Annotated in this window: 23 protein-coding genes and 1 tRNA gene; 16 read left to right on the forward strand and 8 right to left on the reverse strand. The window is 71.3% G+C overall.

What is annotated here, in order from left to right:
* Nucleotides 1-21 precede the first annotated feature (21 nt).
* From B4V04_RS15505 to B4V04_RS15515, 3 genes are all read right to left on the reverse strand, one after another.
* Entirely contained in the window at nucleotides 22-786 is a 765-nt protein-coding gene (locus B4V04_RS15505) for a bacteriorhodopsin (protein ID WP_498232619.1), read from the reverse strand.
* Nucleotide 787: 1 nt separating this feature from the next.
* Nucleotides 788-2,488, reverse strand: coding sequence for a methyl-accepting chemotaxis protein (locus tag B4V04_RS15510; protein ID WP_498232620.1), 1,701 nt, complete (start codon nucleotides 2,486-2,488; stop codon nucleotides 788-790).
* Nucleotides 2,489-2,586: 98 nt separating this feature from the next.
* On the reverse strand, nucleotides 2,587-3,141 hold the full coding sequence (locus B4V04_RS15515; protein ID WP_498232621.1) for a DoxX family protein: 555 nt from the start codon (nucleotides 3,139-3,141) through the stop codon (nucleotides 2,587-2,589).
* A 116-nt stretch (nucleotides 3,142-3,257) separates the two neighbouring features.
* Here B4V04_RS15515 and B4V04_RS15520 point away from each other — a divergent pair, with 116 nt between their 5' ends.
* From B4V04_RS15520 to B4V04_RS15530, 3 genes are all read left to right on the forward strand, one after another.
* Nucleotides 3,258-4,064, forward strand: coding sequence for an aldo/keto reductase (locus B4V04_RS15520; protein ID WP_498232622.1), 807 nt, complete (start codon nucleotides 3,258-3,260; stop codon nucleotides 4,062-4,064).
* A gap of 151 nt (nucleotides 4,065-4,215) precedes the next feature.
* Nucleotides 4,216-4,629, forward strand: a complete 414-nt coding sequence (locus B4V04_RS15525) for a DUF5790 family protein (protein ID WP_498232623.1) — start codon at nucleotides 4,216-4,218, stop codon at nucleotides 4,627-4,629.
* Nucleotides 4,630-4,815: 186 nt separating this feature from the next.
* Complete coding sequence (locus B4V04_RS15530; protein ID WP_498232624.1) at nucleotides 4,816-5,025, forward strand: hypothetical protein; 210 nt, start codon at nucleotides 4,816-4,818, stop codon at nucleotides 5,023-5,025.
* Nucleotides 5,026-5,046: 21 nt separating this feature from the next.
* On the opposite strand, the gene B4V04_RS15535 is transcribed toward B4V04_RS15530, so the two are convergent.
* A complete protein-coding gene (locus B4V04_RS15535; protein ID WP_498232625.1) occupies nucleotides 5,047-5,802 on the reverse strand; it encodes a creatininase family protein in 756 nt (251 codons plus the stop codon).
* Nucleotides 5,803-5,915: 113 nt separating this feature from the next.
* Between B4V04_RS15535 and B4V04_RS15540 the strand changes: the two genes are divergently transcribed.
* Nucleotides 5,916-6,248 carry a DUF5789 family protein gene (locus B4V04_RS15540; protein WP_498232626.1) on the forward strand — a complete coding sequence of 111 codons (333 nt, stop codon included), beginning with the start codon at nucleotides 5,916-5,918 and terminating at the stop codon, nucleotides 6,246-6,248.
* A gap of 39 nt (nucleotides 6,249-6,287) precedes the next feature.
* On the opposite strand, the gene B4V04_RS15545 is transcribed toward B4V04_RS15540, so the two are convergent.
* Together B4V04_RS15545 and B4V04_RS15550 are read right to left on the reverse strand one after the other, a co-directional pair.
* Nucleotides 6,288-8,231 carry an ABC transporter ATP-binding protein gene (locus B4V04_RS15545; RefSeq protein ID WP_498232627.1) on the reverse strand — a complete coding sequence of 648 codons (1,944 nt, stop codon included), beginning with the start codon at nucleotides 8,229-8,231 and terminating at the stop codon, nucleotides 6,288-6,290.
* Nucleotides 8,232-8,361: 130 nt separating this feature from the next.
* Nucleotides 8,362-8,685, reverse strand: a complete 324-nt coding sequence (locus B4V04_RS15550) for a DUF7538 family protein (RefSeq protein ID WP_498232628.1) — start codon at nucleotides 8,683-8,685, stop codon at nucleotides 8,362-8,364.
* 94 nt (nucleotides 8,686-8,779) lie between these two features.
* Between B4V04_RS15550 and rnz the strand changes: the two genes are divergently transcribed.
* From rnz to B4V04_RS15565, 3 genes are all read left to right on the forward strand, one after another.
* Nucleotides 8,780-9,712, forward strand: coding sequence for a ribonuclease Z (gene rnz, locus B4V04_RS15555; RefSeq protein ID WP_498232629.1), 933 nt, complete (start codon nucleotides 8,780-8,782; stop codon nucleotides 9,710-9,712).
* 75 nt (nucleotides 9,713-9,787) lie between these two features.
* The gene (locus tag B4V04_RS15560) at nucleotides 9,788-10,207 is read left to right on the forward strand and encodes an HIT family protein (protein WP_498232630.1); all 420 of its coding nucleotides are present in this window, start codon (nucleotides 9,788-9,790) and stop codon (nucleotides 10,205-10,207) included.
* Between the two features lie 96 nt (nucleotides 10,208-10,303).
* Complete coding sequence (locus B4V04_RS15565) at nucleotides 10,304-11,107, forward strand: P-loop NTPase family protein (protein ID WP_498232631.1); 804 nt, start codon at nucleotides 10,304-10,306, stop codon at nucleotides 11,105-11,107.
* Nucleotides 11,108-11,155: 48 nt separating this feature from the next.
* Here the strand turns inward: B4V04_RS15565 and B4V04_RS15570 are convergent, their stop codons facing one another.
* Complete coding sequence (locus B4V04_RS15570; RefSeq protein ID WP_498232632.1) at nucleotides 11,156-11,680, reverse strand: DUF7858 family protein; 525 nt, start codon at nucleotides 11,678-11,680, stop codon at nucleotides 11,156-11,158.
* A gap of 163 nt (nucleotides 11,681-11,843) precedes the next feature.
* Here B4V04_RS15570 and B4V04_RS15575 point away from each other — a divergent pair, with 163 nt between their 5' ends.
* Nucleotides 11,844-12,818: a transcription initiation factor IIB gene (locus B4V04_RS15575; protein ID WP_498232633.1), complete on the forward strand. Its 975-nt coding sequence runs from the start codon at nucleotides 11,844-11,846 to the stop codon at nucleotides 12,816-12,818.
* Nucleotides 12,819-12,950: 132 nt separating this feature from the next.
* Nucleotides 12,951-14,582, forward strand: a complete 1,632-nt coding sequence (locus B4V04_RS15580) for a GTPBP1 family GTP-binding protein (protein ID WP_498232634.1) — start codon at nucleotides 12,951-12,953, stop codon at nucleotides 14,580-14,582.
* A gap of 36 nt (nucleotides 14,583-14,618) precedes the next feature.
* Here the strand turns inward: B4V04_RS15580 and B4V04_RS15585 are convergent, their stop codons facing one another.
* Complete coding sequence (locus B4V04_RS15585; protein WP_498232635.1) at nucleotides 14,619-14,963, reverse strand: dihydroneopterin aldolase family protein; 345 nt, start codon at nucleotides 14,961-14,963, stop codon at nucleotides 14,619-14,621.
* A 143-nt stretch (nucleotides 14,964-15,106) separates the two neighbouring features.
* On the opposite strand from B4V04_RS15585, the gene B4V04_RS15590 reads away from it, so the two are divergent.
* The 7 genes from B4V04_RS15590 (at nucleotide 15,107) to B4V04_RS15620 (ending at nucleotide 23,515) form a co-directional block, all read left to right on the forward strand.
* Nucleotides 15,107-16,438 (forward strand): amidohydrolase, encoded by a 1,332-nt coding sequence (locus tag B4V04_RS15590; protein ID WP_498232636.1) that lies wholly within the window; start codon nucleotides 15,107-15,109, stop codon nucleotides 16,436-16,438.
* A 212-nt stretch (nucleotides 16,439-16,650) separates the two neighbouring features.
* Entirely contained in the window at nucleotides 16,651-17,979 is a 1,329-nt protein-coding gene (locus B4V04_RS15595; protein WP_498232637.1) for a DNA primase, read from the forward strand.
* A 115-nt stretch (nucleotides 17,980-18,094) separates the two neighbouring features.
* Nucleotides 18,095-19,384: an adenosylhomocysteinase gene (locus tag B4V04_RS15600; RefSeq protein ID WP_498232638.1), complete on the forward strand. Its 1,290-nt coding sequence runs from the start codon at nucleotides 18,095-18,097 to the stop codon at nucleotides 19,382-19,384.
* 360 nt (nucleotides 19,385-19,744) lie between these two features.
* Nucleotides 19,745-20,542, forward strand: a complete 798-nt coding sequence (nucS, locus tag B4V04_RS15605) for an endonuclease NucS (RefSeq protein ID WP_498232639.1) — start codon at nucleotides 19,745-19,747, stop codon at nucleotides 20,540-20,542.
* A gap of 86 nt (nucleotides 20,543-20,628) precedes the next feature.
* Nucleotides 20,629-21,159 carry a 50S ribosomal protein L16 gene (locus B4V04_RS15610; RefSeq protein WP_144800087.1) on the forward strand — a complete coding sequence of 177 codons (531 nt, stop codon included), beginning with the start codon at nucleotides 20,629-20,631 and terminating at the stop codon, nucleotides 21,157-21,159.
* 130 nt (nucleotides 21,160-21,289) lie between these two features.
* The gene (locus B4V04_RS15615; protein WP_498232640.1) at nucleotides 21,290-23,344 is read left to right on the forward strand and encodes a DEAD/DEAH box helicase; all 2,055 of its coding nucleotides are present in this window, start codon (nucleotides 21,290-21,292) and stop codon (nucleotides 23,342-23,344) included.
* A 100-nt stretch (nucleotides 23,345-23,444) separates the two neighbouring features.
* A tRNA-Pro gene (locus B4V04_RS15620) sits at nucleotides 23,445-23,515 on the forward strand.
* Nucleotides 23,516-23,628 lie beyond the last annotated feature (113 nt).

Here is a 23,628-nt window from a genome sequence, read left to right on the forward strand (position 1 = left end):
GAGAGAAACGGCGGGCGAGGCTCAGTCGTCGCCGAGCGACGCCGTCGGTTCGTCCGCGTCGAGCGCGCCGCCGGCGGGCGCGTCGCGGCCGCGAGCGTCCGCACCGAGGCCGTCGAGCGCGTCCGCGCCCGCGACCGCGACGACGACGAAGCCGACCTTCGAGACGACGTCGAGGTAGACGAACACGAGCATCTCCGTGGAGGCCGTCAGGAGCCCGAGGCCGGTGGGCGCCAGCACCCAGACGACCGGGTACAGCGTCCAGAGGACGACCGTGATGTTCCGGAGCGTCCCGAAGACGGCGCGGACGCGGTCGCCCTCGGCCGACGCCGAGCGCGGGAGCACGACGAGCAGGCCGTAGACGAGCGCGGCGTACGCCGTCGCGGCGACGCCGAACAGGGCCCACGAGAGCGTCCCGGCGGTGACGACCGCCGCGGTCCCGCCGGCGATGATCACCACGTCGACCGCGATCAGCCCGGCGAGCAGCCCGCGCGACGGGTGCGCGAGCAGGCCGAGGTACAGCAACAGCAGCGGGGTCGTGATCAGCCAGTCGAGGTAGCGCGCGACCGGGAGGTCGCCGCCGGGCGTCGCCACCGTGCCCAGCCCGAGCGCCATCGCGAGGTACGCGAGCGCCGCGACGCCGGTGACGCCGGCGAGGGTGGCGTAGTACCGCGCGTGCGACTCGCCGGTCTCGGACGACCCCGAGAGCCACGCCCACAGCGGCGGCACCGTCCCCGCGCCCATCGCGAGGACCCCGAGCCACGCCCATATCGTCGTGTCGGCGAGCATCTCAGTTCACCCCCTCCCCGGCGGCGCCGTCGGCACGCTCCCCGTGCGAGAAGTCGAAGGCGGTGTCGGAGTTGCTCCCGCGCCCGCCCGTTTCGGCGTCGGCACCGTCGCCCGCGGTCCCCCCGTCGGAGACCGCCGTGGCGGACCCGCCCGGAGCGCCCGAATCGCCCCCGAGCGCGTCGTCGGCCGCGAACTCGAAGCCGCCGACGGCGTCGCGCAGGCGGCCCGCGCGGTCGGAGAGCGACTCGGCGGCGGTCTCGACCGCCCCGAGGGTGCGCTCCTGCTCGTCGACCGCGCCGGTGACGTCGCCGGCCGCGCCGGCCGTCTGCGCGCTGATCGCGGAGACGTCCTCGACGTGGCCGACGACCGCGTCCACGGAGTCGGCCTGCGTCTCCGTGGCGCGGGTGATCTCGGTCATGCTGGTGTCGGTGCGCTCGGAGGCCTCCGCGAGGCGCTCCAGGGCGTCGATCGACGTCTCGACGGTCTCGACGCCGGCGGAGATCCGCTCTTCGGTGCGCTCCATCGCGTTCGCGCCCGTCTCCGCGCGCTCCTGTACGGAGTGGATCCGAGCCTCGATCTCGCTGGCCGACTCCTGGGTCTCCTCGGCCAGCGCCTTCACCTCCTCGGCGACGACCGCGAAGCCGGCGCCCTCCGCGCCGGACCGGGCCGCCTCGATCGACGCGTTGAGCGCGAGCAGGTTCGTCTGCTCGGCGATCTCCGAGATGGTGTCGACCACCTCGCCGATCTCCTCGACCTCCGCGGCCAGCGCCTCGACCTCGGCGGTCGTCTCCGCGGTCGTCTCCTCGACCGCGTCCATCTCCGCGAGCGCCTCCTCGGCGGCCTCGCGGCCCTCCTCGCCGACGCCCGCGGCGTGCTCCGCGGTCTCGGCCACGTCGGAGACGGTGGCGGCGACCTCCTCGGCCGACGACGCGAGGTTCTCCGCCTCGTCGGTCGCCGCCCGGAGGTCGTCGCGCTGGGTGCGCGCCCCCGCGGCGATCTCCTCGACCGCCTCGCTCACGGTCCCGGTCGTCGCCCGCAGGCTCTCCGTGCGGTCGTCGACGGTGCCCGCGACGTCGGCGGTGTCCTCGGCGACCGTCGCGACCGACGCCACCGTCCCCTCCAGCTCGTCGGCCATCTCGTTGAACGCGGCGCCGACGCGGGCCATCGCCTCGCTGTCGCTCTCGGGGTCGACGCGCCGCGTCAGGTCGCCGTCGGCGAGCGCCCGCATGGCCGATTCGTACTCGCTCGCCTTGCGCTCGACCGTCTCGGCGCGCTCGGTCGCCTCCCGGCGGGCCTCCTCGGCCTCACGGCGGGCGGTCTCCGCGTCGTCGATCTCGGCGCGGAGCGAGCCGCGCATGGCGTCGAACGCCTCGAACAGCCGGCCGATCTCGTCGGTCCGCCCCGTCTCGAGCGTCACGTCGAGGTCTCCGTCGGCCATGCGCTCCGCCTTCGCCGTGAGCTGGCGCAGCGAGATGACCGTGTTCGACCCGACCGTGACGCCGATGAGCGCGAGCCCGATCACCGTCAGCAGCGTCATCCCGACGAGGCCGGAGCGGATCTCCGCGCCGATCGCCCCGACGCCCTCCGTTCGGAGGTAGACGACCGCCCCGTACGCGACTGAGATCCCCGTGACGCCGATCAGCGACAGCGCGAGTTTCGCGCCGTAGCTCGACCGGACGCCGGAGAACGGTCCCTCTTGCATGATGTACCGATCGCCAGGGAAACGGCGACATTAATGACTGGGATGAAAATATCAGTTCTGAAAACCCTGTGCGGCGCGATCTCGGCCGAAGGCGGCGGTCAGCCGAGGAGGTAGCGCGTCCAGGGGTACCGCTCGACGAGCGGCTCGCCGCCGACCTCGTACTGCTCGACGTAGGCGTCGAGCCCGAGGATGCGCCCGGCGCCGAAGGCGGCGACCGAGAGGAACACGAGCATGTACGCGAAGTCGCCGTTGATGTAGCCGTGGCCGATGTCCCAGTTCCCGAGGTAGAACAGCACCATCATGAACGCGCCCCAGAATGCGGCGAACCGCGTGAGCAGGCCGACGATCACTCCGAGACCGATGAGGAGTTCCCCCCACGGCACCGCGACGTTCACGAACTCGACGAACCACGCGGTCTCGCCCATCGCGGTGAACAGCCCGGCGGCCGGACTCCCGTTCCCGGCCGGGGCGTTCAGGAGGTAGCCGGACGCGCTGAACTCCCCGCTCAGGACCTTATCGAGGCCGCTCTGGAAGAACGCCAGCCCGATCATCAGACGCAGCGCGAGGATGAACCAGACGCTGAGCGTGTGGAGTCTCCCCTCCACCGAGACGCCGCCGATCGTGCTCCGCAGTGAGACTTCTTTTGTCGACATACCGATACCGACTCGTCGTCGGGGGATAATTACCGGTCGGGATTCCCGGGAGGGGAGAGACCGACGGGAGCGGGCGGGACCGGTACGTTGACGGGGGCTCCGGCTCCCGACTACGTATGTCGGACGCGTTCGATCGGCTCGGATACGGGACGTACAGGCTGGCCCGCGGCGAGGAGTGCGTCGCCGGGGTCGCCCACGCGGTCGAGACGGGCTACCGCCACGTCGACACGGCGCAGGGGTACGACAACGAGGCGTCGGTCGGGACGGGGATCGACCGCACCGACGTCGACCGCGACGACCTGTTCGTCGCGACGAAGCTCTCGACGGACAACCTCTCGTACGACGACGCGGTCGCGACGGCGCGGGTGAGCCGCGACCGGCTCGGCGTCGACTCGATCGATCTGCTGTACGTCCACTGGCCGATACACACCTACGACCCCGAGGAGACGCTCCCCGCCCTCGACGCCCTCGTCGACGAGGGCGTAATCGACCGGATCGGGCTCTCGAACTTCCGGCCCGACCAGTTGGAGGAAGCGATCGACCGGCTCGACCACGACGTGTTCGCCCACCAGGTCGAGTGCCACCCGCTGCTCCAGCAGGAGGAGCTCCGCGAGATCGCGGTCGAGCGCGATCATTGGCTCGTCGCGTACTCGCCGATCGCTCGCAACCGCGTCGCCGACGTGGACGTGCTGCGAGAGGTCGCCGCGAAACACGACGCGAGCCCGGCGCAGGTGAGCCTCGCGTGGCTCCTCTCGAAGGAGCGGGTCGCGCCGATCCCGAAGGCCGCGAGCTTCGACCACGTCGAGGCGAACTGGGCGGCCCGCGACCTCGACCTCGACCGCGAGGACGTCGAGCGGATCGACGCGCTCGACCGCGGCGAGCGCGTCGTCGACTTCGACGAGGCGCCGTGGAACCGAGTGTGACGGATGGCCTCCCGGACGGGGAGTGTATCGCCGCCCGAAGCGGAACTGAACGCCGTCCCGCACCGGACCGCGACCCTGACGCCCCGTCGTCGGAGATTTCACTTCCGCTTTCGGGCGCGTTTTTAAAAGGCGTCGGCCCGACGACTCCGGTATGAGCCAGTCCACGTTCGACGACGACGACCTGTTCGGCGAGGCGGCCGAGGAGACCCGCGCCGAGGTCCGAGAGCACCTCGCGGCCGCTCGGGCCGAGCTCCCGGACCCGGACGACGTGTGGGAGACGGACGCGGACAACGTGCTCGGCGCCCTCAACGGGCTCAAATCCGCCCTCAACGTCGGCGACGCGATCGACTCCGTCCGGTCGGCGAAGAAGGCGTACGTGCTCGGCGAGCGCGCCGACGCCTTCGAGGACGCCGAGGATTTGAAAGCGGAGATCGAGGAGCTGGAGTCGCTCGTCGGCGACATCGAGAGCGCCGCCGAGGAGGTCGCCTCGCTCACGGGGACGATCCCCGCGATCCGCGGCGCCCTGCAGGACGCGGCGGAAGCCGACGACGAGGACGACGAGTAGTCGACATTCCGCTCCGTTGGCCCGTCGAAATCCGTAGCGAGAGGTTCGTTCAGAGCCAGTTCCACCAGTACGGGGGGAGCAACGTCCCCTACGACGGGCCGAGCATACGCTGATACGAGTAGTGTGCTGAACGGGGGAACTGTCGGGTACCAACGTCTCTTTAGTATTCGGTGGGTTATTCGTCGTATGGAGTGTCCCGTCTGCGGAAGCGCCGTCGTGGAGTTCAGCGAACTGCCAGACGAGCTGCGGGAGCGCTTGGAGGCGGATCCACAACGACAGCGACAGTCGGTCGCGCACCGCCGGGAGAAGCATACCGCCTGTCCCGGCTGCACGTTAGAGATACACGGGTGCGGCCAGCCCTACGCTATCCCCGAGGAAGCGACCCCGGCGCGCTGACGACCGACGGCGGGTCGCTTTTTAAATTGACTCCCGCTCGACGACCGCCGCCGCCAACTCCGCCAGCGCGTCGCTCGCGAGGGTCAGGAGCTCCTCGCCGCGCTCGGCGTCGCCGGCGGTCGGGTCGCCGACGACGCCGTTCTCCGTGAACTCGTCCGAGTCGTGCGCGAGGTTCACCCCCGAGACCCACTCGCCCCAGCGGTCGGCGGCCCCCTCGCTCGCGGCCGCGACGCGGTCCTCGCGGACGAGGTCGGGGTTCGTCGCGCGCAGCAGCGCCGTCTCCAGCGGGCCGGCGTGGCCCATGTCGCCCGCGTGCTCGCCGACCGCCTCGAACCAGGTGAACGCGACGGCGTAGCCGTCGTGGGCGCCGTCGCGGGAGAACCGGCGGGCGACCTCCGCGAGCGCCTCGACGTTGCCGCCGTGCCCGTTGACGAACACGACCCGGTCGATTCCGTGGTGCGGCAGCGATTCGGCCGCTTCGCGAACGTACGCGCGGAAGGCGTCCGGCGAAACCCACATCGTCCCGTCGAACGCGCGGTGCTCCTCGGCGACGCCGACGGGGATCGGCGGGGCGACCGCGGCTTCGGCGGTCCCCTCGTCTCGATCCCCCGTACCCCCGTACGCCGCCGCGCCCGCCTCCGCGACCGCGACGGCGTCGAGGGTGTCGGTCCCGAGCGGCGCGTGGGGGCCGTGCTGTTCGGTGCTGCCGACGGGGACGAACGCGACGTCGACGTCGGCGTCGCGCACGTCGGTCCAAGTGGCGTCAGCGAGTCGCATGCGGTCCCTTCGACGGGACGCGCCGTATAGCCGACGATCGGACGGGGGATCGACCGCGAACGGACCGCGAGTCGACACGGGGAATTATTCCGATCCGCGGTGACAGTCACCTCATGGGCAATGAGAACGATGAACAGGGTCGGACAGCGGGGGTGACGTTCGGACCGCTGAAGCGGGCGCTTCGCGAACACGCCTATCCGGTGTCGGTCGGGGAGCTGGTCGAGCAGTACGGCGGCTTCGAGCTGGAGACCGGGAGCGGGGGCGAGCGGCTCGAAACGACGCTGGAGCGGTGCGAGCGGACGCGGTTCCACGAGCCGCGCGAGGTGCGCGACGCGATCCTCGACGCGCTGGGCGAGGAGCCGAGGGGGGAGGCACCGACCGCGGGCGAACGCGGGGAGGAGAGCGAGGGCGACGGCGCGGACGACTGGAGCCGGCTGTCGACGTGAGCGGCCCGAGGGGAGAAGCCGGACGCGCCGGCGCGGCCCTCAGTCGTCGTCGGTCTCCGCGTCCTCGATCAGGCGCGCGGTGCGCTCCTGGGCGCGGTCGATGAACTCCTGCGGGAGCTCGTCGATCTCGCCGGCCTGCACGCCCCAGAGGTGGGCGTACAGCCCCCCGTTGTCGAGCAGCTCGCCGTGGGTCCCGCGCTCGACGACCTCGCCGCCCTCCAACACGAGGATGGTGTCGGCGTCCTTGATCGTGGAGAGCCGGTGCGCGATCGCGAACGTCGTCCGGTCGGCCGTGAGCCGGTCGAGCGAGCGCTGGATCAGCATCTCAGTCTCGGTGTCGACGTCGGAGGTCGCCTCGTCGAGGATGAGGATGTCGGGGTCCTTGAGGACCGCCCGCGCGATGGTGACGCGCTGGCGCTGCCCGCCGGAGAGCTTCACGCCGCGCTCGCCGACCATCGTGTCGTAGCCGTCCGGGAGGTTCTCGATGAACTCGTGGGCCTCCGCGGCCCGCGCGGCCTCGCGGACCTCCTCGTCGGTCGCGTCGAACGTGCCGTACGTGATGTTCTCGCGGACGGTGCCGTAGAACAGATACGACGACTGGCCGACGTAGCCGATCGACCGGCGGAGCGATTTGAGCGTCACGTCGCGGACGTCCTGCCCGTCGATCCGGATGGCGCCGTCGTCGACGTCGTACATCCGGAGCAGGAGCTTGAGCACCGTGGACTTCCCGGCGCCGGTCGGCCCCACCAGCGCGAGCGTCTCGCCGCCCTCGACCGCGAAGTCGACGTCGGAGACGATCGTCTCCTCGTCGTAGCCGAAGCTCACGTCGTCGTAGACGACGTCGCCGTCGCCGACGACCAGCTCCTCGGCGTCCGGGTCCTCGGCGAGCCGCGAGGGCTCGTCCATCAGGCCGAAGATCCGCGCGGAGGAGGCGCGGGCGCGCTGGTACATGTTGATGATCTGCCCGAACTGCGCCATCGGCCAGATGAACCGCTGGGTGTAGAGGATGAAGACGACGAACATCCCCTCGGAGAGCTCGCCGGAGAACGGGCCGGGCGGGCCCTGAAACACCCAGAGGCCGCCGACGACGAACGTGAGGACGAAACCGATGCCGGCGAGCACGCGGAGCGCCGGGAAGAACTTGATCCGGGTCGTGATCGCGTCCCAGTTGGCGCCGAAGTAGTCCATCGAGACGTCGTCGACGCGGTCGGACTCGTACGGCTCGGTGTTCGACGACTTGATCACCTGGATGCCGCCGAGGTTGTTCTCCAGCCGGGAGTTCATCTTGCCGACCGTCGACCGCACCTCAGCGTACTTCGGCTGGATGGTCTTGATGAACAGGTAGGTGAACCCGGCGATGATCGGGACCGGGAGCAGCGCGACCAAGGCGAGCTGCCAGTTGATCCAGAACAGCAGAACGCTGATCCCGACCACCATCACGGACAGGCGGAACACGGAGTTCATCCCGTCGTTGAGGAACCGCTCCAAGCGGTTCACGTCGTTCGAGAGGATGGACATCATCTCCCCGGTCTGCTTGTCCGAGAAGAACTCCATGTTCAGCCGCTGCATCTTGTCGTAGGTGTCCGTCCGGACGTCGTGCTGGATGTTCTGCGCGAACGCGTTGAACCCCCAGTTCCGGAGCCAGTGGAACGCCGCGCCGAAGGTGAACGCGCCGACGAGGACGGCGATCGTGAACCAGAACTGATCGGTCTGCGCGGTCGGGAGCCACGCGTCCGGCAGCAACACGAGCGGGATCTGCTCGTTGAACGGCGCCTCGCCGCGGAAGATCGCGTCGAGGGCGATCCCGAGCATCAGCGGCGGGAGGAGATCCAAGAGCCGCGCGAAGACGCTGGCGAGGATACCGACGGAGACCTGCGGGAGGTAGTCGCGACCGTACGCGAGGAACAGGCGTTTCATCGGGTTCTCGATCTTGTCCCGTTGTTCCTCGAAGGGGTCGTCTTCCTCCCATTCGACGCTACTCATTACCGTTTCATATCGTATCGCGCCGCAAATAGGTTTCCTTCGAATCGAAACATATCGGCGGAAATCTCCGGTATCGGGCGTCAACGACCGCGTTTCGCTCGTCGGGTACTCCCTCGAGCGCGGCGGCCCCTCACACCTCGCGACGCTCGACTGACGGGTCGACGCCGGCGGCGTCGAGGTCCTCTCGGATGCGCCGGCGGAGGGGGTCCGGAATCCGCTCGCGGGGAACGGGGACCGCCGTGGCGGCGCTCCCGTCGGATTCGGCGGACGGGTCCGGTTCGGTGGAAGCGTCCGACCCGGCGGCCGGCACCGTCCAGTAGAGGACGCGCTCGGCGTCCGCGTAGAACTCCACCGCGACCCGGTCCCCGCCGCCCCCGTCGTAGTGGACGCGCGCGGCGTCGCCCTCGGCGCGCCATCCCTCCCGTTCGACCAGCGCGGCGATCGAGTCGTGCATGGGCGCGCTCGGGGCGGCGGGCACATGTGCGTGTCGCCGCGCGGGCCGCGTCGTCATCGATACCGGTTTACAACCGCCGCACCGACGTGCGAGCATGTCCCTTCGCGTCACGTTCCTCGGCACGGGCGGCGCCGTCCCGACCACCGAGCGCGCGCCGAGCGCGCTGTTCGTCAACCGCGAGGGCGACCGCCTCCTCTTCGACTGCGGCGAGGGGACCCAGCGCGGCATGATGCGGCACGGCACCGGGTTCGGGATCGACCACGTGTTCGTCTCGCACCTCCACGGCGACCACGTGCTCGGGATCCCGGGCTTAGTCCAGACGCTCGGGTTCAACGACCGGGCGGCGCCGCTGACGGTCCACTGCCCGCCGGGGACGGCGGACGACCTCCACGAGTTGGTCCACGCGGTCGGCCACGACCCCGCGTTCCGGGTGCGCATCGAGGAGGCCGCGCCCGGCGAGGTCGCACTCGACGCCGACGGCTACGCGGTCCGCGCGTTCGAGACGGAACACCGGACCGTCTCGCAGGGGTACGTCCTCGACGAGGACGACCGGCCCGGCCGGTTCGACCGCCCGAAGGCGGAGGAGCTCGGCGTCCCCGTCGGCCCGAAGTTCGGCCGGCTCCACGCCGGCGAACCCGTCGAGGCGGAGGACGGGACGGTCGTCGAGCCGGCGCAGGTCGTCGGCCCGCCGCGGCCCGGGCGGACGCTCGTCTACACCGCCGACACGCGCCCGCGAGAGCGGACGGTCGAGGCCGCCGCCGGCGCCGACCTCCTCGTCCACGACGCGACCTTCGCCGACGACATGGCCGACCGCGCCCGCGACACGGCCCACTCGACCGGGCGCGAGGCCGGAGAGATCGCCGCGCGCGCCGACGCGAAGCGGCTGGCGCTCGTCCACATCTCCTCGCGGTACGCCGCCGACGCCTCGCCGATCCGCCGGGAGGCGCGGGAGGCGTTCGACGGCGACGTCGTCCTCCCCGACGACGGCGACCTGATCGACGTGCCGTTCCCCGACGCGGAGGAGTAGGTCGCGGCCGGAGTCAGAAGGGGAGGACCGCCGCCCCGGGAAACCTTGATGGGCCGCGCCGCCGACCCCTCGAACATGTCCGACGACTGCATCTTCTGTTCGATCGCCGCCGGCGACATCCCGGCGCGGACCGTCCACGAGACCGACGACGTGCTGGCGTTCCTCGACGCCAACCCGCTCGCGCGCGGCCACACCCTCGTGATACCGAAGTCGCACGCGCAGCACGTGGGCGACCTCGACGGCGACCTCGCGAGCGAGCTGTTCGCGGTCGTGACCGAGCTCACCCCGAAGGTCCAGGCCGCGGTCGACGCCGACGGCGCCAACGTCGGGATCAACGACGGCGAGGCGGCCGGCCAGGAGGTCCCGCACGTCCACGTCCACGTCATCCCGCGGTTCGAGGGCGACGGCGGCGCGCCGCTCCACGCCGTCGGCGGGAAGCGGCCGGACCTCTCCGACGACGAACTGGACGCCGTCGCCGACGCGATCGCGGAGTGAGCGGTCGGGGTCGGCGACGCTCCCCTCGGGCGAGGGAACCGCGCCGGCGACCGCCGTGCAACAGAGTTAACAGCGAAACCCCGAGTAGCGGAGCGCATGCAGGCGACGACGCTCGCGCTCGTCGGGGCGACCGGCGGCGCGGGGACGACGCGAACCGCCGTCGAGCTGGCCGCGCTGGGCGCTCGCGACGGCCGCGACGTGGCCGTGATCGACGCCGCGTTCACGACGCAGGGGCTCTCCGAGCACGTCGCGGGCCGGATCGGCACCGACCTCACGGCGCTGCTCACCGACGAGACCGACGCGTCGCTGTCGGCGGCGACGTACCCCGTCGGAGGCGGTGAGGGTGCCGACGAGGGAGAGGCGGGAGACGGCGACGCGTCTGCCCTTCCGGGGCGCGCCGACGCGGTGCCGGCCCGCGCGCCGTTCGAGCGCGTCGCCCGCGCGAAGACGGCGGAGGCCGCGCGGAAGCTGGAGGGACGGATCGGCGAGGCAGCGACCGCGTACGACGCCGTGGTCGTCGACGCCGCCCCCGTCGGGTCGAACGAGGCGGTCGCGGCGGTGACGGCCGCCGACCGCGTCGAGGCGGTGACCCCCGCGACGGCGCACGGCCGCGACGCGCTCCAGCGGCTCCGCGGCCGGGTCGCAGACGTCGGCGGGAGCGTCGACGGGACGATAGCGGTGGCCCGCGCCGGCGGCTCCGACGCCGAGCGCGACCAGGCCGAGACGGCCGCCGACGCCCGGCTCCCCGCCGTCGACCCCGCGGTCCGTAACGCTCCCGCGGCGGCGGCGGGGACCGGCGCGTACGTCGAGGCGCTGGCGGAGACGTACGAGCGCGCGTTCGACGCGTCGCTCGGGATCGAGTTCGAGGAGCCGGGACTGGTCGATCGGATTCGGTCCTGAAACGGTCGGACGGACGGCGAGAAACGGAGCCGCGGCCGGTCGAGACGGTCAGCGCAGCCCGTCTGGCGACCCCAGCGCGCCGCCGAGGGCGTCGCCGTCACCTCGGAGGCCGTCGCCGAGCGGCGCGGAGCCCGCGACGTGCGCGTCGACGGCCTCGGCGACCGCGGGGACCGGCTCGTGGGTCTCGACGTACGTCGCGAGCGCGAAGTCGGCCCCGTCGCCGCCGGCGAGCGCGACCGCCTCGCTGCGCGCGATCCGACCGTCGAGCCAGTCGCGGACGACGCTCCGGCGGCTCGGGGCGAGCGGGCAGACGCCCTCGACGCCGCAGCTGTGCAGCGCCTTCGCGCCCGTCATCGGCGTCACGCCGGCCTCGCGGGCGGCGTCGCCGACGCTCCGCCCGGCCGTGTACGCGTCGACCAGCGTCGCGGTCGCGGCCGGGGTACACGGCAGGTCGTCCGCGTGCGCCGCGAGCCGGTCGACGAGCGGCGTCTCCGTGTCGTCGGCGACGGCGACCCCGCGCTCGCGCTGGCTCGCGGTCACCTCCAGCCCGTCCGCGATCTCCGACAGCGTCATGCGAACGGGTAGCTCGCTCGGGTGGTTAAAACCACCGTACTGCGGCGTGACGAGCGCCGATATCACCGACCGGTTACCGGTCGGTTCGAGCGCGCCGACCCGGGCGATCGACCCCGAATTCTCCCGGGTTTAAGTAAGGGATCGGGCCCGAGTTCGACGTGTGATGAGTCAGGCACGCTCGACCCGCGCCCGTTCGCACCGCACCGAGACGACCGATCGCTCCGCGGAGACGACAGACACGGAGGGAACGGCGGGGACCGCGACCGCCGAGGAGACGGCGACCGCCGTCGACGAGTGCCCCGAGTGCGGCGGCCGGACCCGCGTCGACTCCGCCGAGCGCGTCTGCGCCGACTGCGGGCTCGTCGTCGAGGCCGACCGGATCGACCACGGCCCGGAGTGGCGATCGTTCGACGACGACGACGCGAACCCCAAACGCACCGGCGCGCCGCTGACGCGCTCCCGGCACGACCGCGGGCTCTCGACGGAGATCGGCCGGTCGACCCGCGTGAAGGGGCGCAAGCGCCGGCGGCTCGCTCGGATGCGGACGCAGCACAACCGCGCGCAGATCTCGACCAAGCGGGACCGCAACAAGGTGTACGCGTACACCGAGATCCGCCGGCTGACCGGCGTCTTGGAGCTCCCCGACAGCGTCCGAGACACGGCCTGCGCGCTGTTCGACTCCGCGCAGGACGAGAGCCTGCTGCGCGGCCGGTCGCTGGAGGGCTTTTCGGCCGCCTGCGTCTACGTCGCCTGCCGCACCGCGGACGTCGCCCGGACCGTCGGGGAGGTCTGCGCCGAGGCGAAGGCGACCGAGGACGAGCATCAAGCCGCCTTCGACGCGATGAACCGCGAGCTCGGGCTCCCGATCGGCCCGACCGGACCCGCGGAGTACCTCCCGCGGTTCGCGAGCGACCTCGGCTGCTCGGCCGACGTGGAGCGCCGCGCGGGCGAGCTCGCTGAGCGCGCCGTGAGCGAGGGGATCGCCAACGGCCGCAACCCGGTCGGCGTCGCCGCCGCCTGCCTGTACACGGCGGCCCGCGAGCTGGACGCCGACTGCACGCAGCGGGAGGCGGCCGACGTCGCCGACGTGACGCCCGTGACGGTCCGCCGGACCTACGTCGACCTGACCGGGGAGTGACCGATCGCGGCACCCGCACGCCGGGGCGACCCGCACCGCTCGGGAGTTCTCCCGAGCGCTCGGTACCGATCGCGTGACGTGGGGACGGATCGCACGAAAACCGTTAAGCCCGGCTGTCGCCTACGAACCGGTATGAGCGCTGACCGGTCCGCCCTCCGGCGGGCCATCGAGCGCGGCGAGCGCGACGGCGGGGCGATAGAGTTCAAGGAGCGACTGACCCGCGAGGTCCACTTAGCCGAGGGTCGGATGGAGTCGCTCGTGGCCCAGCTCCGTCACCGGGTGCTCTCCGGGGACGGCGAGGCGACGTACGTCCTCGGCGTCACCGACGACGGCGGGCTGGCCGGGATCGCGCCGGAGGCCTTCTCCGAGACGATGGACGTCCTCTCGCTGCTGGCCGACGAGGCCGACGCCCACATCGCCGACGCCGAGACGTGGAGCGCCGGCACCGACGGGAACGGAGCGGACGCCGGGCTCGTCGGGCTCGCCACCCTCCGCGACGGCGGGATGTTCGAGACGGACGACGACCACCTCGTGGTGGGCACGGCCGGCCACGTCGACCACGGGAAGTCGACGCTCGTCGGCACCCTCGTCACGGGGCGGGCCGACGACGGGCAGGGCGGCACGCGCGGCTTCCTCGACGTCCAGCCCCACGAGGTCGAGCGGGGGCTCTCCGCCGACCTCTCGTACGCGGTCTACGGCTTCGAGGACGGCGGCGACGAGCCGGTCCGGATGGACAACCCGCACCGCAAGTCCGACCGCGCCCGCATCGTCGAGGAGGCCGACCGGCTGGTCTCGTTCGTCGACACGGTCGGCCACGAGCCGTGGCTCCGGACGACGATCCGCGGCCTCGTCGGCCAGAAGCTCGACTACGGACTCTTAGTCGTCGCCGCCGACGACGGGCCGACGAAGACGACCCGCGAGCACCTCGGCATCCTGCTCGCGACCGAGCTGCCGACGATCGTCGCGATCACGAAGGCGGACGCCGTGAGCGACGAGCGCCTCGCCGAGGTCGAGCGCGAGGTCGAGTCGATGCTGCGGGACGCCGGGCAGACCCCGCTGCTCGTCGACCGCCACGGGATCGACGCGGCGGTCGCGGAGGTCGGCGACGGCGTCGTCCCCCTCCTCCGCACCAGCGCGGTGACGAAGGAGGGGGTCGAGACGCTCGACCGGCTGTTCGAGACCCTCCCGAAGCGGGCGACACCGGAGCGCGCGGAGTTCCGGATGTACGTCGACCGGAGCTACAAGGTGACCGGCGTCGGCGCGGTCGCGTCCGGCACGGTCAACTCCGGCACCGTGGAGGCCGGCGACGAGCTCCTGCTCGGCCCGATGGCGGACGGCTCCTTCCGCGAGGTGGAGGCGCGCTCGATCGAGATGCACTACCACCGGGTCGACAAGGCGACCGCCGGCCGGATCGTCGGCATCGCGCTGAAGGGCGTCGACGAGGAGGAGATCGAGCGCGGGATGGCCCTCGTGCCGCGCGGGAGCGACCCCGACCCGATCCGCGAGTTCGAGGCCGAGGTGATGGTGCTGAACCACCCGACTCGGATTCAGGAGGGGTACGAGCCGGTCGTCCACGTCGAGACCGTCTCCGAGGCGGCCGTCTTCGCGCCCGAGGGGGGGCGGCTCCTCCCCGGCGACACCGGCCGGACGCGGGTCCGGTTCAAGTTCCGGCCGTACCTCGTCGAGGAGGGCCAGCGGTTCGTCTTCCGCGAGGGGTCGAGCAAGGGCGTGGGGACCATCCGGGACGTGGACCCGGCGGAGTGAGGCGACGGGGGCGGGTGGGTCGGGGAGCGACGCGGCTCAGTCGCCCTCGACCGACACGATCTCCATCAGCGGGTAGCCGTCGCGCATCTCCATCCGGGTGCGGACCGTCACTCCCTCGTGTTCGATCCGCATCTCGACGTCCATCAGCGAGCCGGTGAGTTCGGTGTAGCCGTTCTCGTGGTCGATCGCGTCGGCGACGCGGTCGTCGTGGATGGCGACGGTCACCGACTCGCAGAACGGCTGGTTCTCGATCGACTCCGCCATCGCGGCCTCCAGGCTCCGCGCGCTCGACGGGCTGACGGGCGTCCCGGCGAACTGGTGGTAGAGGGATCCGAACTTGATGCCGGCCTCGAAACACGCCTGCTGGGCGTCGGTTGCCATGCTCGCACTGCGGCGGGAGCGGCCTAAGGGGCTTCGGAGGCGCGGGACGGTCGGCTCCGATCGCGCTCCCGGCCCCGAGGTCGTGACCCGTCTCGCCGCACCCGAACCGAAGCCGTTTGGTTCGGGGGGCTGAATCCGTCAGTATGAACGCGCTTCGCGTGACGGGCGGCCGCGTCCTCCGCCCGGACGGCTCCGTGACCGAGGCCGACGTGACGATCGACCGCGACGCGGGGACGATCCTCGCGGTGGGTGACGACGCGGCGACCGACGAGACGGGAGCGAACGCCGGGGAGGTTCCCGACGCCGACGAGACCCTCGACGCGACGGGGTCGCTCGTGATCCCCGGGCTCGTCAACGCGCACACCCACGTCGCGATGACGCTGCTCCGCGGGTACGCCGACGACAAGCCGCTGGACGCGTGGCTCCGGGAGGACGTCTGGCCGGCGGAGGCGGAGCTGACGCCCGACGACGTCGAGGCCGGCGCCGCGCTCGGGGCGCTGGAGATGATCCGCTCGGGGACGACCGCGTTCGCGGACATGTACTTCGCGATGGACCGGGTCGCCGACGTCGTCGACCGCGCCGGCCTGCGCGCGCGGCTCGGCCACGGCGTCGTGACGGTCGGGAAGGACGAGGCCGACGCCCGCGCCGACGTCGCGGAGAGCCTCGCGGTCGCCCGCGAGTTCGACGGCGCCGCCGGCGGGCGGATCCGGACCGCCTTCATGCCGCACTCGCTGACGACCGTCGGCGAGGAGTACCTGCGCGAGGGGGTCGCCGAGGCGCGCGAGGCGGGCGTTCCGGTCCACCTCCACGCGAACGAGACCACCGACGAGGTCGACCCCATCGTTGACGAGCGCGGCGAGCGCCCGATCGCGTACGCGGCCGACCTCGACGCGCTCGGCCCGGACGACTTCTTCGCGCACGGCGTCCACCTCGAGGGCTCCGAGATCGGCCGGCTCGCAGACGCGGGGACCGCGGTCGTCCACTGCCCGGCCTCGAATATGAAGCTCGCCAGCGGGATGGCGCCCGTCCAGCGGCTCCGCGAGGCGGGCGTCACGGTCGCACTCGGCACCGACGGGGCGGCCTCGAACAACGACCTCGACGTCTTCGACGAGATGCGCGACGCCGCGATGCTCGGGAAGCTCGCCGCGGACGACGCAGCGGCGGTCCCGGCCGAGGCCGTCGTGGAGATGGCGACCGCGGCGGGTGCCGACGCGCTCGGGCTCCCCGGCGGCCGGATCGAGCCGGGGGCGGCAGCGGACCTCGCCGTCGTCGACCTCGACGCGCCGCACCTGACGCCGGTCCACGACCCGGTCTCGCATCTCGCGTACGCGGCGCGCGGGAGCGACGTGCGCCACACGGTCTGCGACGGCGAGGTCCTCATGCGCGACCGCGAGGTCCTGACGCTCGACGCCGAGGCGGTTCAGGAACGCGCCGCGAGCGCCGCCGCCGACCTCGTCGATCGCGTCGACGGGTAACCGGCGACGAGCGGTCGCGCTCGGAGCGCGCCCGAGCCGCGGATCCGCTTGCTTCGAGCCCGGACCACGTTGATTCGGATCGATTAACGGTCGAAACCCCGCTCGATCCCGAAACGACCGTTGCAGCGTCTGAAACCCGGCCACAATTTGGTTAAATCCGGCTTAACCGAGTTCTCTTTTTATGTGGTAAGGGCGGCTGGACCCGAGTGGACATGAAAGGACGCACGACAGCAATCCTACTGGTCGCGGTCGTCGCGCTCGGCGCGATGACCGGCGTCGCTGCCGCCGACGGACACCTCGAGGTGGCCGTCGAGCAAGAAGCGGACGGGACATCGACAGTCACGGTGACCGAGAACGACACCGCGGTCGAGAACGCCACGGTCGACGTGAGCGTGGTCGACGCGGAGAACGAGTCGTACGGCGGGGCGGGCGAGTACGAGACGGACGCGAACGGGACCGTCGATCTCCCCGCTCCCGAGGAGGACGTGACGGTGAACGTGACCGCCGCCTCCGATAACGAGACCGCGTCCGCTGACGAGGTCCTGCTCGAGGCGCCCGATGGGCTCGAAGTCGCCGTCGACGACACCGACGGCGAGCCCGTCGTCACGGTCACCGACAACGACACCGCGGTCGAGAACGCCTCGGTGAACGTCACGACCGCCGACGAGAACGCCACCTACGACGGCGAGGGCGACTACACCACCGACGCGAACGGCACGGTGTCGCTGCCGGCCGCCGCGGAGGACGTCGCGATCGACGTGACCGCCGAGTACGAGAACGACTCCGTCTCGACGACGGTCGACCTCGAGGCCCCCGCCGAGGGACTCGCGCTCGACGTGTCGAACACCGACGGTGAGCCCGTCGTCACGGTCACCGACGACGGCGAGGCCGCCGAGAACGCCTCGGTGAACGTCACGACCGCCGACGGTCAGAACGTCACCTACGAGGGCGAGGGCAGCTACGAGACCGACGAGAACGGCACCGTCACCCTCGACGCCGCCGAGGAGAACGTCACGGTCGACGTGACCGCCGAGTACGAGAACGACACCGTCTCGACGACGGTCGACCTGACGACCGGCGATGAGGCCGCGGAGGACCGGCCGTTCGGACAGCTCGTCCGCGAGTTCATCGAGCAGATCGGCGACCGCGAGGGCGGCATCGGCGACGCGGTCTCGGACTTCGTGACGGAGAACAACCCGGGTAACGCGCCGGACCACGCGGGCGGCCCCGGCGGCCCGGACGACGCGGGTAACGACAGCGCCGAGAACGAGAGCGACGCGCCCGGTAACGGGAACGGCAACGCGCCGGACCGCGCGGGCCAGGGCAACGGTAACGACGGCGAACAGGGCCCTCCGAGCCACGCCGGTAACGGCGACGACGGCGACGACGGCGAGGAGGTCGACACGGACGAAGAGGAAGAGGCCGAGGACGGAGACGACGGTGACGACGAGGACGAAGGCGACGAGAGCGATGACGACGAGGGCGATGACGACGACAGCGCGGGCGGCCCCGGTAACGGCAACGGCAACGGCCCGCCGTAACTGACGGACGACCGAAGTCGTAACCGACGCGCGGGCGGCGCGGTTTCCGTTTCTGTTTTTCTCGACGCGACCCGGTGTCGGCAGGGTTTAGTGCGCCGTGAGCGAACCGAGTGACATGAGCGAAACCGCGTATCCGCCGGTGTCGAAGCACCTCTCGGACGTCGAAGCGGCCCGAGAGGAGGGGCGCCGGAAGATGGACTGGGCGCTCCAGCATATGCCAATTTTGAACGCGCTCCGCGAGGAGTTCGTGAACGAGCAGCCGCTCGCCGGCGAGACGATCGCGATGGCGATGCACGTCGAGGCGAAGACGGCGAACCTCGTCGAGCTGCTCGCCGACGGCGGCGCCGAGGTCGCGATCACCGGGTGTAACCCGCTGTCGACCCACGACGACGTGTCGGCCGCGCTCGACACCCACGAGTCGATCACCTCCTACGCGGTCCGGGGCGTCGACGACGACGAGTACTACGACGCGATGCACGCCTGTATCGCCCACGACCCCACCATCACCGTCGACGACGGGATGGACATGGTGAAGCTCGTCCACGAGGAGTACCCCGACCTCATCGACTCCATCGTCGGCGGCGCCGAGGAGACGACCACGGGCGTCCACCGCCTGCGCGCGATGGACGCCGACGGGGAGCTCAACTATCCCGTCTTCGCGGTGAACGACACGCCGATGAAGCAGCTGTTCGACAACGTCCACGGGACGGGAGAGTCGTCGCTGGCGACCATCGCGATGACGACGAACCTCTCGTGGGCCGGCAAGAACGTCGTCGTCGGCGGCTACGGCCAGTGCGGGAAGGGCGTCGCGAAGAAGGCGTCCGGCCAGAACGCGAACGTCATCGTCTGCGAGGTCGACCCGCGGAAGGCCCTCGAAGCGCACATGGAGGGGTACGAGGTCCTCCCGATGGCCGAGGCCGCCGAGAAGGGCGACGTGTTCATCACGACGACGGGGAACCGCGACGTGATCACCCGCGAGCACTTCGAGCGAATGGAGGACGGCGTCCTCCTCGCGAACGCCGGTCACTTCGACGTGGAGGTGAACTTAGAGGACCTCGACGACCTCGCCGTCGACCGCTACGAGGTCCGCGACGGCGTCGAGGGGTTCGAGCTGGCGGACGGCCGCGTCCTGAACGTGCTCGCCGAGGGCCGGCTCGTCAACCTCGCCGCGCCCATCTCGCTCGGCCACCCGGTCGAGGTGATGGACCAGAGCTTCGGCGTCCAGGCGGTCGTCGTCCGCGAGCTCGCGGAGAACGGCGAGAGCTACGAGCCCGGCGTCCACGACGTGCCGGATGCGCTCGACCGCGAGGTCGCCGAGATCAAGCTCGCCGCCGAGGGCGTCGAACACGACGCGCTCACCGACGAGCAGCGCGAGTACATGGACAGCTGGGAGCACGGGACGTAACGCGGCGGCGGCGTTTATAATCAGATTTGTGCGGTGGCGCGCGCCTCCGAGTGGCCGACAGGCCACGAGGAGCGCGTGCGAGGGACGCGGCGAACGCGAGCGGCGAAGCCGCGAGCCGTGAGCCGCGAGGCTGGGGAGGCGTGAGGTGCGGTGCCGTGCGGGCGGGACTCAAAGGGGCAGCCGCGAGGACGAAGCACGCTGCAGCAAGCACCGCAGCGAGCAACGCGAGCGAGGAGCGCAGCAATGCGCGCGAGTCCTCGCGGCTGGGGCTTTGGAGACGTTCTCCACCGATCCACTCCCGACCATTTATAAACAATCGACCGCGCTTCCTTTTTGAGCGACAACCACGTACGAGTAGTAGTGACAGTCACGAGCGTCCACGACCCGAGCCACCGCGAGGCCCTCTGGGAGCTCGAGGACGCCTTCGAGCGCGGCGACCTGATCAGCGTCTTCGGGCGCTGTACGGTCAGATACGAGGGCCGCGCCGCCTCCGACCTCGGCGCGGGCGACCGGCTGCTCGTGTTGAAGCCCGACGGGGCCGCCCTCGTGCACACCGACGAGGGCCGCCAGCCCGTCAACTGGCAGCCGCCGGGGTCGGAGCACCGCGCCGCGGTCCGCGAGGGGCGGCTCCGGGTGCGCTCGACCCGAACGAATCCCGACGAGACGCTCACGGTGCGGTTCGAGCGGGTCCACCAGCTCTCCGCGATGGCGGTCACCGGCGGGCGAGACCTCACCCTGCACGGCAGCGAGGAGGACCTCCGGACCCGAATCCTAGAGCGTCCCGAACTCGTCGAGCCGGGGTTCGAACCCCGGGAGACCGAGCGCCCCTCCAGCGCCGGTCCGATGGACGTGTTCGGCGTCGACGCCGACGGCACCCCCGTCGTCGTCGAACTGAAGCGCCGGCGCGTCGGCCCGGACGCGGTCGGCCAGCTCGCGCGGTACGTGCGGGCGCTCCGCGAGGAGCTGAGGGCGGCGGGATCGGAGGGAGACGGCGACGGGGACGGGGACAGCAACGGCGACGGCGACAGCAACGACGACGGGACCGACCCCGTCGTTCGCGGCGTCCTCGTCGCGCCCTCGGTCACGGACCGGGCCGCCGAGCGGCTGGCGGACCGGGGGTTCGACCACGTCGCGCTCGGACCGACGCCCGAGGAGTGAGGCGGTGAGGGCCGCGAAACGCGGCGACAACGCCGCGGTATCGAAGGGTTTATCGCCGCAGCGCGGGCTACATCGGGCAAGTAGCCATGTCTGACAAACCCGCCTCTATGTATCGGACGATCGACAAGCCGTCGTACACCCGCCGCGAATACATCACCGGGATCCCCGGCTCGAAGATCGCCCAGCACAACATGGGCGACCTCTCCTCGGAGCCCGACGACTACCCCGTCCAGATCAGCCTCCGCGTCGAGGAGGAGCTCCAGATCCGCCACGGCTCGCTGGAGAGCGCGCGCCTCTCGGCGAACCGCCACCTGATCAAGGAGCTCGGCGAGGGCAACTACAAGATGACCCTCCGCAAGTTCCCCCACCAGGTCATCCGGGAGAACAAGCAGGCGACCGGCGCCGGCGCGGACCGCGTCTCTGACGGGATGCGGCAGGCGTTCGGCAAGCCGGTCGGGACGGCCGCCCGCCTGAACGCGGACGACGTCGTCTTCACCGCGTACTGCGACGTCGAGCAGGCGCCCGCGGTGAAGGAGGCGTTCCGCCGCGCGTACAACAAGCTCTCGCCCCCGTGCCGGATCACGGTCGACCGCGGCGAGGAGCTCCTCGTCTCGTAACCCACCGACCCTTTTCGAGGCGCGGTTCTCGCGGCCGCGAGCGACGCGGCCGACGTCGAAGCGCGACGCCGCGAACCCGCCGCACGGCGAGCCGAACCCCTGAAATACCTTCCTCGCGTACCGACGGGCAGTGTCACAGCAGTTGGCCGAGGTCGAGACGCTGTTCCTCCACGAGGCGCGGAGCGACTACACCGTCGTCGCGAACCGGGACGGGAACCGGGTGCTCCGCGGGCGGCTCGAGCTCAAGGAGACCTCCGCGGGCCCGCGCCCGGGGAAGTTCCGCGTGGTCCGCGACGGCGAGGACCACCCCCGCCAGCCCGGCGAGTTCGTCGACCTCGCCCGCGCGGCCGACCGGATCCGCATCTCCGAGCAGACGTCGCCGGAGAACCGGAAGCGGCTGGAGGCGATGCTCGACGGCTACCAGCTGGAGGCGACGGCCGTCCGGACCTGCCGGCGCTGCGCGAACGACGGCCGATACGGCCCGATCACGAGCGAGAGCGCGGTCGAGCACAACGACGAGCTGATCTGCCGCGACTGCGCCCGCAGGGAGCTGGAGCGGGAGCTCTCGTACAAAGGCGAGTTCACCGGCGCCGCCGAGGAGCGGTTGGAGGAGCTGCTGTACGAGTCCGGAGACTTGGACCGGATCGTCAACCTCCTGCAGGGCGGGCTCGACCCCGACCTCACGAAGTACGACGAGGTCTCCGCCAACGTCGACGACGTGAGCCCCGTGCGCACCGAGGACCTCGACCTCCACCCGGACCTCTCCGCGCACCTCCGGGGCCGCTTCGAGGAGCTGCTCCCGGTCCAGAGCCTCTCGGTGCGGAACGGCCTCCTCGACGGCGACGACCAGCTCGTCGTGAGCGCGACCGCGACCGGGAAGACCCTCGTGGGCGAGCTGACCGGAATCGACCGGGCGCTGAAGGGAGAGGGGAAGCTCCTCTTCTTGGTTCCCCTCGTCGCGCTCGCCAACCAGAAGCACGAGGACTTCAGGGACCGCTACGGCGACCGGCTGAACGTCTCTATCCGCGTCGGCTCCTCGCGGGTGAACGACGACGGCAACCGCTTCGACCCGAACGCCGACGTGATCGTCGGCACCTACGAGGGGATCGACCACGCGCTCCGGACCGGGAAGGACCTCGGCGACGTCGGCACCGTCGTCATCGACGAGGTCCACACGCTGAAGGAGGGCGAGCGGGGCCACCGGCTCGACGGGCTCATCTCCCGGCTGAAGTACTACAGCGAGGAGCGGATGGCGACCCACGAGGGGTACGGCGGCACGCAGTTCGTCTACCTCTCCGCGACCGTCGGGAACCCGGAGTGGCTCGCCGAGAAGCTCCGGGCGACGCTCATCGAGTACGAGGAGCGTCCCGTCCCGATCGAGCGCCACGTCACCTTCGCGGACAGCCGCGAGAAGGCGCAGATCGCCGACAAGCTGGTCAAGCGGGAGTTCGACACGAAGTCGTCGAAGGGGTACCGCGGCCAGACGATCGTCTTCACGAACTCCCGGCGGCGCTGCCACGAGATCAGCCGGAAGCTCCGGTACGACTCCGCGCCGTACCACGCCGGGCTCGACTACAAGCGCCGGAAGAAGGTGGAACGCCAGTTCGGGAACCAGGACCTCTCCGCGGTCGTCACCACCGCGGCGCTCGCCGCCGGCGTCGACTTCCCCGCCTCGCAGGTGATCTTCGACTCGCTGGCGATGGGGATCGAGTGGCTCTCGGTCCAGGAGTTCTCGCAGATGCTCGGGCGCGCCGGGCGCCCGGACTACCACGACCGCGGGCGCGTCTACCTCCTCGTCGAGCCCGACGGCGTCTACCACAACTCCATGGACCGCACCGAGGACGAGGTCGCCTTCACCCTGCTCAAGGGGGAGATGGAGGACGTCGCGACCCACTACGACGAGGCGGCCGCCGTCGAGGAGACGCTGGCGAACGTCGTCGTCGCGGGCAAGAAGGCCAAGCGACTCAACGACCGGATGATCGGCGAGGTGCCGACGAAACACGCGATCGGGAAGCTGCTGGAGTGGGAGTTCATCGACGGCTTCGAGCCGACGCCGCTGGGCCGCGGCGTCACGCGGCACTTCCTCGCGCCCGACGAGGCGTTCTTCATCCTCGACGCGATCCGGAAGGGAACGGACCCGTACCAGATCGTCGCCGACCTCGAACTGCGCGACGACGAGGAGTGAGGCGGGGTCGCCGCAGGGCGACCGGCACGGCGGGGCGACCGAACGCGGCCCGACCGCGCAACGAAACGCTTTACCGGCCGATGCGGGTACGTATAGGCGCGGGACCGTGGGTTAGTGGTATACTCCGGGCCTTGGGTGCCCGTGACCCCGGTTCGAATCCGGGCGGTCCCATCCTGCTGCTGCGAGCACCGTCGCGAGCAGCAGCAGTGGAGCGGATTCGAACCCTACCGAGCGCGCGTAGCGATGGAGGAGCGAGCACGTTCGGTTCCGGTTCGAATCCGGGC

The organism is Halorubrum sp. B52 (assembly GCF_059752555.1).

Bases quoted from the DNA above. Each gene is read 5' to 3' on its own strand.
- B4V04_RS15505 (WP_498232619.1), bottom strand. From the start codon at position 786: ATGCTCGCCGACACGACGATATGGGCGTGGCTCGGGGTCCTCGCGATG.
- B4V04_RS15510 (WP_498232620.1), bottom strand. From the start codon at position 2,488: ATGCAAGAGGGACCGTTCTCCGGCGTCCGGTCGAGCTACGGCGCGAAA.
- B4V04_RS15515 (WP_498232621.1), bottom strand. From the start codon at position 3,141: ATGTCGACAAAAGAAGTCTCACTGCGGAGCACGATCGGCGGCGTCTCG.
- B4V04_RS15520 (WP_498232622.1), top strand. From the start codon at position 3,258: ATGTCGGACGCGTTCGATCGGCTCGGATACGGGACGTACAGGCTGGCC.
- B4V04_RS15525 (WP_498232623.1), top strand. From the start codon at position 4,216: ATGAGCCAGTCCACGTTCGACGACGACGACCTGTTCGGCGAGGCGGCC.
- B4V04_RS15530 (WP_498232624.1), top strand. From the start codon at position 4,816: ATGGAGTGTCCCGTCTGCGGAAGCGCCGTCGTGGAGTTCAGCGAACTG.
- B4V04_RS15535 (WP_498232625.1), bottom strand. From the start codon at position 5,802: ATGCGACTCGCTGACGCCACTTGGACCGACGTGCGCGACGCCGACGTC.
- B4V04_RS15540 (WP_498232626.1), top strand. From the start codon at position 5,916: ATGGGCAATGAGAACGATGAACAGGGTCGGACAGCGGGGGTGACGTTC.
- B4V04_RS15545 (WP_498232627.1), bottom strand. From the start codon at position 8,231: ATGAGTAGCGTCGAATGGGAGGAAGACGACCCCTTCGAGGAACAACGG.
- B4V04_RS15550 (WP_498232628.1), bottom strand. From the start codon at position 8,685: ATGCACGACTCGATCGCCGCGCTGGTCGAACGGGAGGGATGGCGCGCC.
- rnz (WP_498232629.1), top strand. From the start codon at position 8,780: ATGTCCCTTCGCGTCACGTTCCTCGGCACGGGCGGCGCCGTCCCGACC.
- B4V04_RS15560 (WP_498232630.1), top strand. From the start codon at position 9,788: ATGTCCGACGACTGCATCTTCTGTTCGATCGCCGCCGGCGACATCCCG.
- B4V04_RS15565 (WP_498232631.1), top strand. From the start codon at position 10,304: ATGCAGGCGACGACGCTCGCGCTCGTCGGGGCGACCGGCGGCGCGGGG.
- B4V04_RS15570 (WP_498232632.1), bottom strand. From the start codon at position 11,680: ATGACGCTGTCGGAGATCGCGGACGGGCTGGAGGTGACCGCGAGCCAG.
- B4V04_RS15575 (WP_498232633.1), top strand. From the start codon at position 11,844: ATGAGTCAGGCACGCTCGACCCGCGCCCGTTCGCACCGCACCGAGACG.
- B4V04_RS15580 (WP_498232634.1), top strand. From the start codon at position 12,951: ATGAGCGCTGACCGGTCCGCCCTCCGGCGGGCCATCGAGCGCGGCGAG.
- B4V04_RS15585 (WP_498232635.1), bottom strand. From the start codon at position 14,963: ATGGCAACCGACGCCCAGCAGGCGTGTTTCGAGGCCGGCATCAAGTTC.
- B4V04_RS15590 (WP_498232636.1), top strand. From the start codon at position 15,107: ATGAACGCGCTTCGCGTGACGGGCGGCCGCGTCCTCCGCCCGGACGGC.
- B4V04_RS15595 (WP_498232637.1), top strand. From the start codon at position 16,651: ATGAAAGGACGCACGACAGCAATCCTACTGGTCGCGGTCGTCGCGCTC.
- B4V04_RS15600 (WP_498232638.1), top strand. From the start codon at position 18,095: ATGAGCGAAACCGCGTATCCGCCGGTGTCGAAGCACCTCTCGGACGTC.
- B4V04_RS15610 (WP_144800087.1), top strand. From the start codon at position 20,629: ATGTCTGACAAACCCGCCTCTATGTATCGGACGATCGACAAGCCGTCG.